This is a genomic window from Streptomyces sp. NPDC017890, from assembly GCF_044328675.1.
Taxonomy (GTDB): Bacteria; Actinomycetota; Actinomycetes; order Streptomycetales; family Streptomycetaceae; genus Streptomyces.
The window spans coordinates 53,895-68,692 of sequence record NZ_JBIRHU010000016.1 but is presented as its reverse complement, the minus strand read 5'-3'; the positions used below and the strand labels follow the sequence as shown (position 1 = coordinate 68,692).

The 14,798-nt window shown below is 71.6% G+C and carries 12 protein-coding genes and 1 pseudogene; 6 read left to right on the top strand and 7 right to left on the bottom strand.

Features of this window, described 5'->3' with window-relative positions; genetic code table 11:
- Positions 1-196 precede the first annotated feature (196 nt).
- Genes ACH4F2_RS21650 through ACH4F2_RS21635 form a run of 4 tightly spaced genes read left to right on the top strand, consistent with a single transcriptional unit; the run spans position 197 to position 3,761 of the window.
- Complete coding sequence (locus tag ACH4F2_RS21650; protein ID WP_398134334.1) at positions 197-1,300, top strand: aliphatic sulfonate ABC transporter substrate-binding protein; 1,104 nt, start codon at positions 197-199, stop codon at positions 1,298-1,300.
- 37 nt (positions 1,301-1,337) lie between these two features.
- A complete protein-coding gene (locus tag ACH4F2_RS21645) occupies positions 1,338-2,132 on the top strand; it encodes an ABC transporter ATP-binding protein (protein ID WP_398134333.1) in 795 nt (264 codons plus the stop codon).
- Positions 2,119-3,015 (top strand): ABC transporter permease, encoded by an 897-nt coding sequence (locus ACH4F2_RS21640; RefSeq protein ID WP_398134332.1) that lies wholly within the window; start codon positions 2,119-2,121, stop codon positions 3,013-3,015. Before ACH4F2_RS21645 ends, ACH4F2_RS21640 begins: the two co-directional genes overlap by 14 nt.
- Positions 3,016-3,023: 8 nt before the next feature.
- Positions 3,024-3,761, top strand: a complete 738-nt coding sequence (locus ACH4F2_RS21635) for a sirohydrochlorin chelatase (RefSeq protein ID WP_398134331.1) — start codon at positions 3,024-3,026, stop codon at positions 3,759-3,761.
- A gap of 48 nt (positions 3,762-3,809) precedes the next feature.
- Here the strand turns inward: ACH4F2_RS21635 and ACH4F2_RS21630 are convergent, their stop codons facing one another.
- Positions 3,810-4,358, bottom strand: coding sequence for a DUF1697 domain-containing protein (locus ACH4F2_RS21630; RefSeq protein WP_398134330.1), 549 nt, complete (start codon positions 4,356-4,358; stop codon positions 3,810-3,812).
- 378 nt (positions 4,359-4,736) lie between these two features.
- On the opposite strand from ACH4F2_RS21630, the gene ACH4F2_RS21625 reads away from it, so the two are divergent.
- Positions 4,737-6,986 carry an MMPL family transporter gene (locus tag ACH4F2_RS21625; RefSeq protein ID WP_398134329.1) on the top strand — a complete coding sequence of 750 codons (2,250 nt, stop codon included), beginning with the start codon at positions 4,737-4,739 and terminating at the stop codon, positions 6,984-6,986.
- A 154-nt stretch (positions 6,987-7,140) separates the two neighbouring features.
- On the opposite strand, the pseudogene ACH4F2_RS21620 reads toward ACH4F2_RS21625, so the two are convergent.
- The 4 genes and pseudogenes from ACH4F2_RS21620 to ACH4F2_RS21605 all read right to left on the bottom strand — a co-directional run bounded on the left by ACH4F2_RS21620 (position 7,141) and on the right by ACH4F2_RS21605 (position 11,536).
- Positions 7,141-8,386: pseudogene (locus ACH4F2_RS21620) on the bottom strand (glycosyltransferase).
- A 92-nt stretch (positions 8,387-8,478) separates the two neighbouring features.
- Positions 8,479-9,759: an ABC transporter substrate-binding protein gene (locus ACH4F2_RS21615; protein ID WP_398134328.1), complete on the bottom strand. Its 1,281-nt coding sequence runs from the start codon at positions 9,757-9,759 to the stop codon at positions 8,479-8,481.
- The gene (locus tag ACH4F2_RS21610; protein WP_398134327.1) at positions 9,759-10,592 is read right to left on the bottom strand and encodes a carbohydrate ABC transporter permease; all 834 of its coding nucleotides are present in this window, start codon (positions 10,590-10,592) and stop codon (positions 9,759-9,761) included. Before ACH4F2_RS21610 ends, ACH4F2_RS21615 begins: the two co-directional genes overlap by 1 nt.
- Complete coding sequence (locus tag ACH4F2_RS21605; RefSeq protein WP_398134326.1) at positions 10,589-11,536, bottom strand: carbohydrate ABC transporter permease; 948 nt, start codon at positions 11,534-11,536, stop codon at positions 10,589-10,591. The genes ACH4F2_RS21610 and ACH4F2_RS21605 overlap by 4 nt, the downstream gene beginning before the upstream one ends.
- Before the next feature lie 197 nt (positions 11,537-11,733).
- Between ACH4F2_RS21605 and ACH4F2_RS21600 the strand changes: the two genes are divergently transcribed.
- A complete protein-coding gene (locus ACH4F2_RS21600; RefSeq protein ID WP_398134325.1) occupies positions 11,734-12,597 on the top strand; it encodes a phosphotransferase enzyme family protein in 864 nt (287 codons plus the stop codon).
- Positions 12,598-12,619: 22 nt separating this feature from the next.
- On the opposite strand, the gene ACH4F2_RS21595 is transcribed toward ACH4F2_RS21600, so the two are convergent.
- Both ACH4F2_RS21595 and ACH4F2_RS21590 read right to left on the bottom strand, forming a co-directional pair.
- Positions 12,620-13,342 carry a 3'-5' exonuclease gene (locus ACH4F2_RS21595; protein WP_398134324.1) on the bottom strand — a complete coding sequence of 241 codons (723 nt, stop codon included), beginning with the start codon at positions 13,340-13,342 and terminating at the stop codon, positions 12,620-12,622.
- Between the two features lie 125 nt (positions 13,343-13,467).
- Entirely contained in the window at positions 13,468-14,715 is a 1,248-nt protein-coding gene (locus tag ACH4F2_RS21590) for an SAV2148 family HEPN domain-containing protein (RefSeq protein ID WP_398134323.1), read from the bottom strand.
- Between the last annotated feature and the right edge of the window lie 83 nt (positions 14,716-14,798).

Here is a 14,798-nt window from a genome sequence, read left to right as displayed (position 1 = left end):
GACGAAGTCCGGGGGAGGCGCCCTCGGGAGCGGGCAGGGCGGAGTGGCGCGATGTACGCGCTGACGTACGCGCACCGCACGCGCGCCCACACCCCCCACCCGCACAGCCGAAGACCTGCCGCCTTCCCGGCCACGACCTGACGCATCGGACGAACCGACAGGCGTGCGAGCCGGACCAACGAGAGGAACACCTCCCGTGCCTGCCACCACCGCCCTGCGCCGCACCCTCGCGGCCCTCGCCGCCCTCCCGCTGCTGGCCCTCGCCGGCTGCGGGTACGGCTCGCAGGCCAAGGACGACGACACCGCGAAGGTCGCGGCGGGCGCCGAGAAGATCGACGGGCTCGACTCCGTCCGGATCGGCTACTTCGGCAACGTCACGCACGCCACTCCCCTGGTCGGCAACCAGAAGGGCTTCTTCCAGAAGGAGCTGGGCGGCACCGAGGCGAAGTACGCGGTCTTCAACGCGGGCCCGTCCGAGATCGAGGCGCTGAACTCCGGCTCCATCGACATCGGCTGGATCGGCCCGTCCCCCGCGATCAACGGCTACGCCAAGTCGGACGGCAAGAACCTGCGGATCATCGGCGGTTCGGCCTCCGGCGGGGTGAAGCTGGTGGTGAACCCGGACAAGGTCAAGTCGCTGAGGGACGTCAAGGGCAAGCGCATCGCCACGCCGCAGCTGGGCAACACGCAGGACGTGGCGTTCCTCAACTGGATCGCCGAGCAGGGCTGGAAGGTCGACGCGCAGAGCGGCAAGGGCGACGTGACGGTCGTCCGCAGCGACAACAAGGTGACCCCGAACGCGTTCGGGTCCGGGTCCGTCGACGGCGCCTGGGTGCCGGAGCCCACCGCGTCCCGGCTGGTCGCCCAGGGCGGCAAGGTGCTGCTGGACGAGTCGACGCTGTGGCCGGACGAGAGGTTCGTGATCACGAACATCATCGTGCGGCAGGAGTTCCTCGAGGAGCACCCCGAGGCTGTCGAGGCGGTCCTGAGGGCCTCCGTCGACACCAACGAGTGGATCGGGGCCAACCCCGACGAAGCCAGAGCCGCGGCGAACAGGCAGCTGGAGAAGGACACCGGCAAGGCGCTGCCGGCCGACGTCCTGGACCCGGCGTGGGAGTCGATCCGGCTCACCGACGACCCGCTGGCCGCCACCCTCGACGCGCAGGCGGAGCACGCCGTCGAGGCGGGCCTGCTGGAACAGCCCGATCTCGAGGGCATCTACGACCTCACGCTGCTCAACAAGGTCCTCAAGGCCAAGGGTGAACCCGCGGTCGACGACGCCGGTCTCGGCGTCAAGTAGGCGCGGGCCCCGACCCATTTCCCAGGAGGTGACGACCATGGCCACGACCACGACCCTCGCCAAGGCCGACGAGGGCACCGAGGCGGTCACGCACGCCGCCCGGATCGAGCACGTCTCGAAGTCGTTCACGGGCCCCGCCGGGCAGCAACTCGTACTGGACGACATCACCCTCGATGTGGCGCCCGGCGAGTTCGTCACCCTCCTGGGTGCCTCCGGCTGCGGCAAGTCCACGCTGCTCAACCTAGTTGCGGGCCTGGACAGGCCGAGCGCCGGCACGATCACCACGGACGGGCGGCCGGCCCTGATGTTCCAGGAGCACGCCCTGTTCCCGTGGCTGACGGCGGGCAAGAACATCGAACTCGCCCTGAAGCTGCGGGGCGTGCCCAAGTCCGAGCGCCGCGACAAGGCCGAGGAGCTGCTGGAGCTCGTACGCCTGAAGGGCGCGTACGGCAAGCGGGTGCACGAGCTGTCGGGCGGTATGCGCCAGCGGGTCGCGATGGCCCGGGCGCTCGCCCAGGAGAGCAGGCTGCTGCTGATGGACGAGCCGTTCGCGGCGCTGGACGCCATCACGCGGGACGTGCTGCACGACGAGCTGACGCGGATCTGGCGCGAGACGAAGCTGTCCGTCCTGTTCGTCACGCACAACGTGCGCGAGGCCGTCCGGCTCGCCGAGCGCGTGGTGCTGCTGTCCTCCCGTCCCGGGCGCGTGGCGCGCGAGTGGACGGTCGGCATCCCGCAGCCGCGCCGCATCGAGGACACCGCCGTGGCGGAGCTGTCCGTCGAGATCACCGAAGAACTGCGTGGGGAGATCCGCCGCCATGGCCAGCACTGACACGACGCGCGCCGCGAAGGACGGCGGCGATCTCGCCGGTCTGGAGGCGGGCCTGGACGCACTGGAGACGGTGCAGCAGAGCCGCAGGCCCTTCCGGCAGACGTTCGTGGAGAAGATCCTGCCGCCCACCGTCGCCGTTCTCCTGGTGATCGCGGTGTGGCAGGGGCTCGTCTCCTTCGGGATAGTCGACGACCCGACCAAGCTGCCCGCCCCGTCCGACGTGTGGGACGTGGTCCGCCAGGCCTGGCTCCAGGGCGAACTGCTCGGCTACATCTGGACCAGCGTCTCGCGCGGCCTGCTCGGCTTCTGCTTCGCCCTGCTGATCGGCACCCCGCTCGGGCTGCTGGTGGCGCGGGTGAAGTTCGTGCGCGCGGCGATCGGCCCGATCCTGTCCGGCCTCCAGTCGCTGCCGTCGGTGGCCTGGGTGCCGCCGGCCGTGATCTGGCTCGGCCTGAACAACTCCATGATGTACGCCGTCATCCTGCTCGGCGCGGTGCCGTCCATCGCCAACGGCCTGGTCTCCGGCGTCGACCAGGTGTCCCCGATCTTCCTCCGCGCGGGCCGCACGCTGGGCGCGACGGGGCTGAAGGGCACCTGGCACATCGTGCTGCCGGCCGCGCTGCCCGGCTACGTGGCGGGTCTGAAGCAGGGCTGGGCGTTCTCCTGGCGGTCCCTGATGGCCGCCGAGATCATCGCCTCCTTCCCCGACCTCGGGGTGGGCCTCGGCCAGCTGCTGGAGAACGGCCGCAACGCCAGCGACATGGCCATGGTGTTCGAGGCCATCCTGCTGATCCTGTTCGTCGGCATCGCCATCGACCTGCTGATCTTCAGTCCGCTGGAGCGGTGGGTGCTGCGCAGCCGCGGTCTGCTGGTGAGGAGCTGACAGCCATCATGTCCGCGCCGGTCCTCCTGGTCATCGCCCACGGCAGCCGCGACCCGCGGCACGCCGCCACCGTGCACGCCCTGGTCCGCCGGGTCAGGTCGCTGCGCCCTGACGTACGGGTGGAGACCGGCTTCCTGGACTTCAACGTCCCCTCGGTGCAGGGGGTACTGGAATCCCTGGAGACGGAGGGAGTGCGGGACGTCGTGGCGCTGCCGCTGCTGCTGACCCGTGCCTTCCACGCCAAGGCGGACATCCCGGCGGTCCTCGCGGACGCGCCCCCGCGGCTGCGGATCCGGCAGGCAGAGGTGCTCGGCCCCTCCCCGCTGCTGCGCTCCGCGCTGGAACGGCGCCTGTACGAGGCGGGTCTGGCGCTCGCCGACAAGTCCTCGACCGGGGTCGTACTGGCCTCGGCGGGGTCCACCGACCCGGAGGCGATCGCGGTGATCGCAGAAATCGCGCGGGAGTGGCGGCACACCGGTTGGTGCGCCGTGCGGCCCGCGTTCGCCTCCGCATCCCTTCCGCGCACCGAGGACGCGGTGCGCGAGCTGCGGGAGCTGGGCTGCGCACGCGTCGCCGTGGCGCCGTACGTCCTGGCCCCGGGCTTCCTGCCGGACCGTATCGCGCGGGGTGCGGCCGAGGCGGACGTACTGGCGGACGTCCTCGGTGCCTCGCCGGAGGTGGCCCGGGTGCTGCTGGAGCGGTACGACGAGGCGCGGGTGCCGGTGCTGGCGGCGGTCGGGGCCTGACGTCGGCCGCCGGAGTCCGGTCACTGCTCCGGTCCCTGGCGTGCGTGGTCAGGGGGCGGTCAGCTCCACGAGCTTGGTGACGGTGTTCCAGTTGCGGGTGGTGGCGATCAGGCCCTTGGTCACGCGCGGCCTGGCCAGGGCCTCGGCGAGCTTCGAGCGGCCGAGGCCGTCCGGTGCGTAGAGGTAGAGGGACCGGTCGCCGAGGCGGAACTCCTCCGGGAGGCAGGCCGATCGGTCGACCGTCTCGAAGCGCTCCGCGTCGACCGGCGCGGAGAAGTAGGTGACGTGCAACTGCTTGGCCTCCAGGTCGGCGGCCGGGAACGGGCACTGCTCGGCGACCGCCTTCAGATAGGCGTGGTCGCGCACGATCACGTCCACCGCGAAACCGAACCGCTTCTCGATCGCGCCCGTCAACTCGGCGGCCAGGGAGTCCTCGTCCCCGTGGCCGGACGCGAACACGGCCTGACCGCTCTGGAGATGGGTGCGTACGGCGTCGTGGCCGAGGCCCTCCAGGAGCGCCCGCAGGTCGGCCATCGGGAGCTTCCTCGCGCCGCCCACGTTGATCCCGCGCAGCAGCGCCGCGTACATCGTCGTCATGCCCACACCATAGGGCGGCCGTCGTGCCCCGTGGGGGTGGGCACGACGGCCGCGTCCGCGCGCCCGGCGGACGTGCGCGCCACTCTCGCGGATGCGGTGTGCGCGGTTCAACCACTACGCACACCTGTGACTTATTCAACAACTCTGCGGAAGGGTTCCGTACGGGATCCGCACTCCGATCATTACCCGTGAGTAACCCCGGTAGATGTAAGGGGCCCGGGTCCTCCTCAGCGGTGAGAAGCGGCGATACGGGGGGATGAGCCGACGCCGCCCCAGGTCACCGGAGAGGCCGACGAGATGGCTTTATCCGGGCCATACCTTCAGTTACGAAAGGTGGCGGCAGGGGGCTGCCACCGTTTTCGAGGGGGCAAGCCCGTCATGGGGAACGGAGACATACGGGTGCGGGGCATAGCCGCCCGGGCCGGCGGCTGGAGTGCCCGGCACCGATGGGCTGCCGTCGGCATCTGGGTACTGTTCGTCGTCCTGGCGATGGGGCTCGGCTCCGCGGCCGGCCGGGTCGACGTCAAGGACAGCGACCAGATGGGGGGCGAGACGCACACCGCCGCCAGGATCGTCGAGGACGCCGGGATCGACGAGCCGGCCAGTGAGACCGTCCTGATCCAGGCGAAGGACGGTTCCCTGAAGGCCACGGACGCCGAGTTCCGCGCCGCCGTCGCCGCGGTCGTCACGGCGGTGGAGGGGACCGGGGAGGTCACGGGGGTGACCACGCCGTACGAGGCCCGGACCATCTCCGAGGACGGCCGCAGCGCGCTGGTGCAGTTCGACATGCGCGGCGAGGCGGACACCGCGGGCGAGCGGGTCGGGCCGGTGCTGAAGGCCGTCGAGGGCGTCCAGGAGAAGCACGAGTCGCTGCGGATCGAGGAGATCGGCGGCGCCAGCATGATGAAGACGTTCGACGACGCGTTCGGCGACGACTTCAAGAAGGCCGAGTACTCCGCGGTGCCGGTGGCCCTCGGCATCCTGCTCGTCGCGTTCGGCGCGCTGGTGGCGGCGCTGGTTCCGGTGGCCCTGGCGATCACCGCGATCATGGCGACGATGGGCCTGATGGGCCTGGTCAGCCACTTCCAGCCGATGAGCGAGACCGCCAACTCCGTGATGCTGCTGGTCGGTCTGGCCGTCGGCGTCGACTACTGCCTGTTCTACCTGCGCCGCGAGCGCGAGGAGCGCGCCGCCGGTCGGGACGCCCAGACGGCGCTCCGGATCGCCGCCGCCACCAGTGGCCGGGCGATCGTCGTCTCGGGTGTCACCGTGTGCGTGGCGATGGCGGGCATGCTGTTCACCGGCATCGCCGAGTTCGAGGCGATGGGCCTGGCCTCGCTGATGGTGGTCGCGGTCGCCATGGTCGGCTCCGTGACGGTGCTGCCCGCGCTGCTGTCCCTGCTGGGCGAGCGGGTCGAGAAGGGCCGACTGCCGTTCCTGCGCCGGCGCGGGAAGAGCGGCGGCTCCGAGGGCAGCCGGTTCTGGACGGCCGTCCTTCGGCGGGTGCTCGCCAAGCCGCTGCTCGCCGCCGCGGTGGCGACCGGCGCGCTGCTGGCCGTCGCCGCGCCCGCCATCGGCATGAAGACGGAGAACCTCACGCTGGACAAGGAGTTCGGCGACTCGCTGCCGATCGTGCAGACGTACAACCGGGTCAACGAGGCCTTCCCGGGCGGCTCCGACCCGGCCGAGGTGGTCGTGAGGGCCGACGACATCAACGCCCCCGAGGTGCGGGCCGCGCTCGCCGACTTCCGGGAGCGGGCGGTCAGCTCCGGTGCCTCGCACGGGCCCGTCGACATCACGATGCACGACGAGCAGAACATCGCCCTGGTCTACGTCCCGCTGGTCGGCGGCTCCGACCAGGACAAGGCGGGCGAGAGCCTGGACAAGCTGCGCGACGACGTGCGGCCGGCGACGCTGGGCAAGGTCGACGGCGTCGAGGCCCCGATCACCGGGCAGGTCGCCGGTTCGAAGGACTTCAACGACCAGCTCGTCGGGTCGGTGCTCCCGGTCTTCGTGTTCGTGGTGGTCTTCGCCTTCCTGCTGATGCTGCTGTCGTTCCGCTCGGTGACGATCGCGCTCACCTCGATCGTGCTGAACCTGCTGTCGGTGGGTGCGGCGTACGGCATCCTGGTCGCCGTCTTCCAGCACGGCTGGGGTGCCTCGCTGGTGGGCGCCGAGGGTGTGGGCGCCATCATCACCTGGCTGCCGCTGTTCCTCTTCGTGATCCTGTTCGGCCTGTCCATGGACTACCACGTGTTCGTGGTCTCGCGGATCCGCGAGGCGCGGCTTCGGGGGCGGTCCACGAGGGACGCGATCCAGCACGGCGTGGTCACCACGGCGGGTGTCGTCACGAGCGCCGCCGTCATCATGGTCGCTGTCTTCGCCATCTTCGGCACACTGTCCATGCAGTCCATGAAGCAGATGGGCGTGGGCCTGGCGGCGGCGGTGCTGATCGACGCGACGGTCATCCGGGGCGTGCTGCTGCCGGCCGTGATGTCGCTGCTCGGCGAGCGCAACTGGTATCTGCCGAAGTGGCTGCACCGGCTGCCCGACCTCACCCACGACGAGTCGCCCGAGGCGGTAGCGCCGGCGGCCCGGGACGACGAGGGCGAGCGGGTCGGGGTGTGAGCGGAAGCCGCCACGGCTGAGAGCCGAAGGGCCCGTCGGTTCCGGGAAGTCCTCCGGGAACCGGCGGGCCCTTCGGCGTCTGCCGCTTCGGCGCGGTCAGCTCCGCGGCGTCCGCTTCGGCGCGGTCACGTCCGCGTCCTCCGCTTCGGCGCGGTCAGGCCCGCGCCGCGGGCAGCTCCGCCTCGATCAGGTCGGCGGCCCGCCGGGTGCCGCCCTCCTTGGCCATCTGCGCCTGGAGCTCCTCCAGGCGCCCTGCCACCTCCGGGTCGTCGACCAGCGCGAGGGCGGCGGTGCGCAGCGCCTCGGCGGTGGCCTCCTCGGTGGGGAGGTGGCGTGCGACGCCGAGCGCCTGCAGCATGTCCGCGTTGCCGAACTGGTCCACGGCCTGCGGCACGGCGATCATCGGCGTGGCGGTGGCCAGGCCCTCCTGACTGCCGCCCGCGCCCGCGTGGGTGACGAACAGGTCGGCCTGCTTGAGGATCGCCAGCTGCGGCACCCACGAGCGCACTTCCACGTTGTCCGGTACGTCGCCCAGCTCGGCGGCGTCGACGTGCTTGCCGACCTGCAGCACCACGTGCCAGCCGGGCAGCTCGCGGAAGGCATCGACGCACTCCCGGTAGAAGGCCGGCTGCTTGGTGAAGGACGACCCCAGGGAGACGAGGACGACCTTCTCGGCACCGACGGGCCGCTGCCACTCCCCCTCGGCGGAGCGGTCGCCCTGGCAGGCGCCGACGAAGGTGTACGTCTTCTCGTCGACCCGGTCGGCGTTGGGCTGGAGCGCCTTGGGGATCAGCACCAGGGACCGGTCGGGGCGGCCGGAGAACGGGTCGGGGTGCTGGGTGATCCCGTTCTCCTCCAGCCAGGCGTGGAAACGGGCGTAGTACGCCTGGCCGCGCTCGGTCTTCAGCGGCTCCTCCCACATCGGCTCGCCGACCTCCTGCTCGTAGCCCTCCCAGGCGACCAGGTTCGGCGAGAGGGAGATCACGGGCACGTTCCAGCGGTGGCCGAGGACGCGGGCCGGGTAGGAGGTGATGTCGTGCAGGATCAGGTCCGGCTCGTCGCCCTCGTAGGCCTCGATGAGCTGCGGAAGCGCCTGGATCGCGTCGGCGAGGAAAGGCTCGACGTTGTCCAGCAGCGTGGCCCCCCACGCCTCGGGGTCGGCGTCAGGGCCGGGCAGCGTGCTGTTCCACAGCTTGGGTTCGGCGCCCGTCTCGGCGACCTTCTCCGCGAAGAGCGGCGGGATCGCGTACGTCACCCGGTGCCCCCGTGCTACGAGCTCTCGGATCACCTCCAGGCTGGGGTTCACGTGGCCGTGCGCGGCGATGGAGAACATGGCGATGTGAGCGGGACTGGTCATGCGAAACAATGTATGCGAGACGAGACGTCTCGTGCAACTTAATTCCCGCAGGTTCCTCCTCATGCCGCCGGCTCCTCGCGCGGCCGGAGCCGGCCCGCCGCAGGGACGTGCGCGGCGGGCCGTCGTCGGCTGCCGTCAGCGCTGGTAACGGGCGAGGACGAGGTTTCCGTCCTTCTCCAGGCGGCTGCGCAGCTCCTCCGTGTCGATCGCTCCGCTGTAGTACTCCTGGAGGGCGGGGGTGGCCACCTTGTCCTTCCACTCGGGGTAGCCCCGGACGGACTGCGCGGGCGCCGGGCGCAGATGGCCGGCGAGGGCGGTACCCGTGGCCCAGCCGTGCTCGGCCGTGCGCAGGGCCGGGTCCTTCAGCGCCTCGCCGCCGGTCGGCAGCATCCAGTCGCCGAGAGCGAGGCGCACCATGTTGTCCGGCTGGAGGAGGAAGTCGACGAACGCGGCGGCCTCCTCCTTGTGCGGGCTGTCCTCGGCGATCGACAGCGTCTGCGGGCTGACGCCCTGGGCGGGGCCTTCGGCACCGGCCGGGGCGGGCAGCACCTGCCAGTCGAAGCCCTCGGGTGCCTGCTGTTCGATCTGCTGGCGGTAGGAGAAGCCGAGCGGCACCATCGCGTACTTGCCCGCGAAGAAGCCGGGCAGGGTGTCGGATCCGCCGCTGCCGAGCGTGCTCGAGGATGCGCTGTGGTCCGTGTTGACCTGGTCGCGGATGGTGCGGGGCACCGTCTGGTCGCCCGCCTCGAACCGGACGGTGACCTTCCCGTCCGCCCCTCGATGGAAGAGCTTCCCTCCCGTGGACAGCGACAGGTTGAGCGTGGCGGACACGGGCTCCTTCAGTGGCCAGGCCACCCCGTACTTCCCGTCCCCGCTCAGCCGCTTCGTCACCTGCCGGAACTCGCCCCACGACCACGGCCGTTCGGGCGTCGGAATCCGGACGCCCGACTTCTCCAGCAGGTCGGCGTTGGCGATCAGTACACGCGGTTCCTGGAGGAACGGCACCCCGTAGACGCCGTCGCCGAAGGTGACCGTCTCCCAGCTGCGCTCCGGGATGTCCGACTTCAGCCGCTCGGACAGCAGGCCGGTCAGATCGGCGAGGTAGCCGCCGTAGGCGAAGTCCGCGAGGTCGTCGGAGGCGTCGTGGATGATGTCGGGCGCCTCACCGCCCTCGAAGGAGGTGAGGAGCTGGTCGTGGACGCTGTCCCAGCTTCCCTGGACGTACTCGACGCGCACGTCCGGGTGGGTGGCGTTCCACTCCCGGACCAGTTCCCTGTTGGCCGTCACGGACTCCTCCTGCCAGGCCAGGGACTGGAAGCGCAGGGTGATCCGGCCGTCCCCGTCGTCGCCCCCGCCCGAGCAGCCCGCGAGCAGGAGGGTGAGGGAGACGACCAGGGTCGTGATTCTCGTGCGCATCAGCTCTTCACCGCCCCGGCGAGCATGCCGCCCGTGATCCGCCGCTGGATGAGTGCGAAGACCACCAGCGAGGGCAGCGTCGCGAGGAAGGCCGCCGCCGCGAGCGGGCCGAGGTCCGCGACGCCCTCGGCGCCGATGAAGTGGGTGAGGATCACCGGCAGGGTCTGTTTCTCCGGTGTCTTCAGCAGCACGAGCGCGAAGAAGAACTCGTTCCACGCGGTGATGAACGCGAACAGCGCCGTCGCCACGATCCCCGGCGCGAGCAGCGGCGCGGTCACCGACACCAGTGTCCGCAGCCGCCCGGCTCCGTCGACCGCCGCCGCCTCCTCCAGCTCGGCCGGCACGGCCCGGACGTACCCGGCGAGCATCCACAGCGCGAACGGCAGCGACCACACGACGTAGACCATCACCAGGCCCGGCACGGAGTTGATCAGCCGGAGGTTCTTCAGGACCAGGAACAGCGGGATGATCAGCAGTACGAAGGGGAAGGCCTGGCTGACCACGACCCACCCGGTGGCCGCCCTGCTGAGCCGGCCGCGGTGCCGGGCCATGACGTACGCCATCGGCGTCGCGATCACCACGGCGATCACCGCGGCGCCGAGCGCGGCGAGGAGGGAGTTCAGGGCGGCCCGCAGCAGCGGCTGTTCGTCGAAGGCCTGCCGGAAGTTGTCGAGGGTGGGGTTCTCCGGGATCCAGGTGGGGTGGAGACTGGCCAGCTCCTGCGGCGGCTTGAACGCGGTGGAGATCAGCCAGAGGAACGGGAAGGCCAGGAAGACGAGATACGCGAGCAGCGCGGCGTACTGGCCCACGCGGGCCCCTTTCGAGGTCCTCATGCCTCGACACCTCCCTTGAGTCCGCCCCTGAGCCGGCCGGCGAGGAAGACGGCCAGCAGGATCGAGATGACGGCGACCATGACGCAGCCCATCGCGGCCGCGTAGCCGAACTGCCCGTATCGGAAGGCCTCTTCGTAGGCGAAGAGCATGGGCAGCCGGGTCCGGCCGCCGGGTCCTCCGTTGGTCAGCACGTAGACCAGGGCGAAGGAGTTGAAGTTCCAGATGAGATTGAGCGCGGTGATGGCGAGCGCGACCGGTCTGAGGGCGGGCCAGGTGACCGTGCGGAAGCGGCGCCAGGCTCCGGCGCCGTCGACCGCGGCGGCCTCGTGCAGCTCGCGCGGGGTGTTCTGCAGTCCGGCGAGCAGGGCGACCGTCGTCTGCGGCATGCCGGCCCAGACGCCGACGACGATGACGGCGGGCAGGGCGGTGGCGAGACCGCTGAGCCAGTCGCGGCCGTCGCCGAGGCCGAGGTCGCGCAGGGTCTCGTTGAGGACGCCGGCGTCCGGGTTGTAGACCAGCCGCCACATGATGCCGACCACGACCTCGGGCATCGCCCAGGGAATGATCGCCAGCCCGCGGGCCAGCCAACGCATACGCAGGTTCTGGTTGAGCAGCAGGGCGAGGCCGAGCGCGAGCAGGAACTGCGGCACCGTCACCCCGACGGCCCACACCAGCCCGATGCGGAACGAGTCCCAGAACAGGGTGTCGTGCAGCAGGTCCTGGAAGTTCAGGGTGCCGATCCACCGGGTGGGCTCCGTCCGGCCGGACTGGGCGTCGGTGAAGGCCAGCAGGATGCCGTAGAGCAGCGGTCCGACGCTGAGCACCAGGATGGGGATCAGCGCGGGCAGCACCAGGAACCAGGCGCCGTGGTCGGGGCCGCGCCGCGGCCGGTCCGTGCCGGGCGCGTGGCGCGCCGGCTTTCTCGGCTCGGTCACCGATGTCACGTAATCAGCCCCTTTGCGCTGCCGGTACGGGCCTGGTCATGCTCGTGAAGGCGCCGTGCCCCGTCAAGAGCCCGCGCACACGCCCCCACCAGTGCGAATGCGACACTGGCCGACGGATGGCGGGAACGCGACGGACATGACGGACACGACCGGCGCGACCGGCACCACCAGCACGACGGACACGGAGGCGGACAACGATGGACGAGGCACGGGCGCGGGAGGTGCTGGCCGCGGCGGGGGTACTGCCCGGCCCGGCGCGGGAGGCGCGGCTGCTCGCCCTCGGCGAGAACGCGGTGTTCGCCGCCGGTGACCTGGCGGTCAAGGTCGGCCGTGACGCGGAACTCCTCGGCCGGGCGCGCCGGGAACTGGCCGTCGCGGTATGGCTGGAGGAGGCCGGGGTGCCGGCGGTGCGGGCGGCCGATCCGACGGCGCGCTTCGTCGACGGGCACCCGGTGACCGTGTGGCGGCGGCTGCCCGACCCGGTGCGGCCCGCCGAGCCCCGGGACGTGGCCGCACTGCTCCGGCTGGTCCACGCGCTGCCCTCCCCGACCTTCGAGCTGCCGCCCCGCGAGCTGCTGGGCGGCGTGGAACGCTGGCTGCGGCTCGCCGGCGATGTGATCGACCCCGCGGACGCCGCGTACCTGCGTGAGCGGCGCGACGGCTTCGCGACGGCCGCCGCCGCGCTCGTCCCCCACCTGCCGCCCGGCCCGATCCACGGCGACGCGCTGCCCCGCAACGTGCACGTCGGACCCGACGGGCCGGTCCTGGTCGACCTGGAGACCTTCTCCTGCGACCTGCGCGAGCACGACCTGGTGGTGATGGCGCTCAGCCGGGACCGCTACGGACTGCCCGCCGAGGCGCACGACGCCTTCACCGCGACCTACGGCTGGGACGTGCGCGAGTGGGACGGCTGCGCGGTGCTGCGGGGCGCCCGGGAGACGGCCAGCTGCGCATGGGTGGCCCAGCACGCGCCGAGCAACCCGAAGGCGCTGGCCGAGTTCGAACGCCGGGTGGCGTCGCTGCGGGACGGGGATCCGACGGTGCGCTGGTACCCGTTCTGACCGGGTGCCTTCCGTTACTGGGTCAGACCCGCTCGTCGGCCGGCTCGCGCACCGGCCATCTGCCGTCGACGACTGCCGCGGCGTCGCCCTTGCGGCGCAGGAAGCTCTGGAAGTCCGCCGCCCACTCGGCGTACCACTCGATCTGGCGCTGGTGCAGGTCTGCCGGGCCGAGGGACGCGACCTTGGGGTGGCGGCCGGCTATCGCGCAGGCCAGCCGGGCCGCGGCGAGGGCGTCGGCCGTGGCGTCGTGGGCCGCGTCGAGCGGGACGCCGTACTCCCGGCAGACGGCTTCGAGGTTGCGCTTGCCGCGGCGGTAGCGGTCGACGGAACGGTCGATGGTGTACGGGTCGATGACCGGGGCGGGGTCCAGGCCGCCCAGGCGGTCGCGCAGGGACGGCAGTCCGTAGCGCCGCAGTTCGGCGGAGAGGAGGGTGAGGTCGAAGGCCGCGTTGTAGGCGACGACCGGGACGCCCGTCTTCCAGTAGGCCGCGAGCACGCCGGCGATGGCGTCGGCGACCTGGTCGGCGGGGCGGCCCTCGCCGGCCGCTCGTTCGTTGGTGATGCCGTGCACCGCCACCGCGTCCGCCGGGATCTCCACGCCCGGGTCGGCCAGCCACTCCCGGCGTCCCCGCGGATCCCCGCCCACGACCTCGATCACGGCTCCCGTGACGATGCGCGCCTCGCGCGGATCGGTGCCCGTCGTCTCCAGGTCGAAGCCGATCAGCAGCTCCCGGTGCCAGCCCATGGGCGGTCCCCCTTCTCGGTGGTGCGTTCCCCCAGTGGTCTCCACCTTCCCACGGGCCACTGACAATCAGAGGATCGCATTCCGTTTACGCCCGGTCAGGCAGCGGGCCGCCCCGGCGCGGACGCTCACGACACAGGCCGCGAATCCGCCCACATCAGCTCGAACTCCTCGCGGTAGGTGGGGAACAGTCCGCTTTCGTCGATCTGGTCCGACTTCACCACCTTGCCGCCGTTGCGTCCGTTCCGCAGGACCAGTACCGGCGCCTCCATCCCCCGCGTCCGGCGCAGATAGGACTGCACGACCGCGATGCCGTCGGCACCGTCCCCGTCGACGAGGTAGGCCGTGAAGCGGGGCGTCTCGTCGAACACCTGGATCTCGAACGCGCCCGGGTCCCGCAGCCGGGAGCGCACCCGGCGCATGTGCAGGATGTTCATCTCCACGGCGCGGCTCAGCTCGCCTCGTTTGATGCCGAGTTCGCGCTCGCGGCGTTTGATCGCGCTGGAGGCCGGGTTCAGGAAGAGCAGCCGCACCCGGCCGCCGGACTCGGCCAGCCGGAGCAGGCGGCGGCCGGAGAAGTTCTGCACGAGCAGGTTGAGGCCGATGCCGAGGGCGTCCAGCCGCCGTGCGCTGCCGAAGATGTCCTCGGCCGGGAACTGGCGCAGCAGCCGCACCCGGTCCGAGTGCACGGCGACCACGTCGGCGTAGCGGTCGCCGACCAGGTCTTCCACGGCGTCGACCGGCAGCCGCCGTGTGGACGGCACGTCACCGCCCGCGCCGAGGACCTCCAGCAGCCGCGCCGAGGCCCGCTCGGCCTGGTTCAGCACCGCCTCGGACAGCGCCCGGTTGCGGGAGACCACGTTGCGGGTGACCTCCAGCTCGTCCAGGGCGAGTTCCACGTCGCGGCGCTCGTCCACGTAGGGCTCGAAGCAGGGCCAGTGCTGGATCATCAGCTCGCGCAGCTGCGGCAGGGTGAGGAAGCTGAGGACGTTGTCGTCGGCCGGGTCGAGCAGGTAGCCCTTGCGGCGGCTGACCTCGCGGACGGCGACGGCCCGCTGCACCCACTCCTGGCCGGCGGGTCCGGCCGCGGCGACCACCCACTCATCGCCGTGCACGGGCTCGTAGACCGGTCTGAGGACGGCGGCCACGACCGCGCGCAGCCGCTGTTCGACGAGGTTGAGCCAGATGTACGCCCGGCCGGCCCGCTGCGCACGGGTGCGCACCTCGTGCCAGGCGTCGGTGTCCCAGTCCAGTTCCGGACCGATCGCGCCCGCGTTCATCGGCCGCGCCAGGGACACCGCACCGGGCGGGACGTCCGTGGAGTTCCCCTGGTGACCGTCGTCACCAGGAGGCAGCTCCAGCCCTCCCGAGCCCACCCGCGCACCGCCTTCCGCTCCCCCGGAGCACTACCGGGAAGACCCCGTCCCAACGATCAAGGAAGGGTACTCCGCGAGCGGTG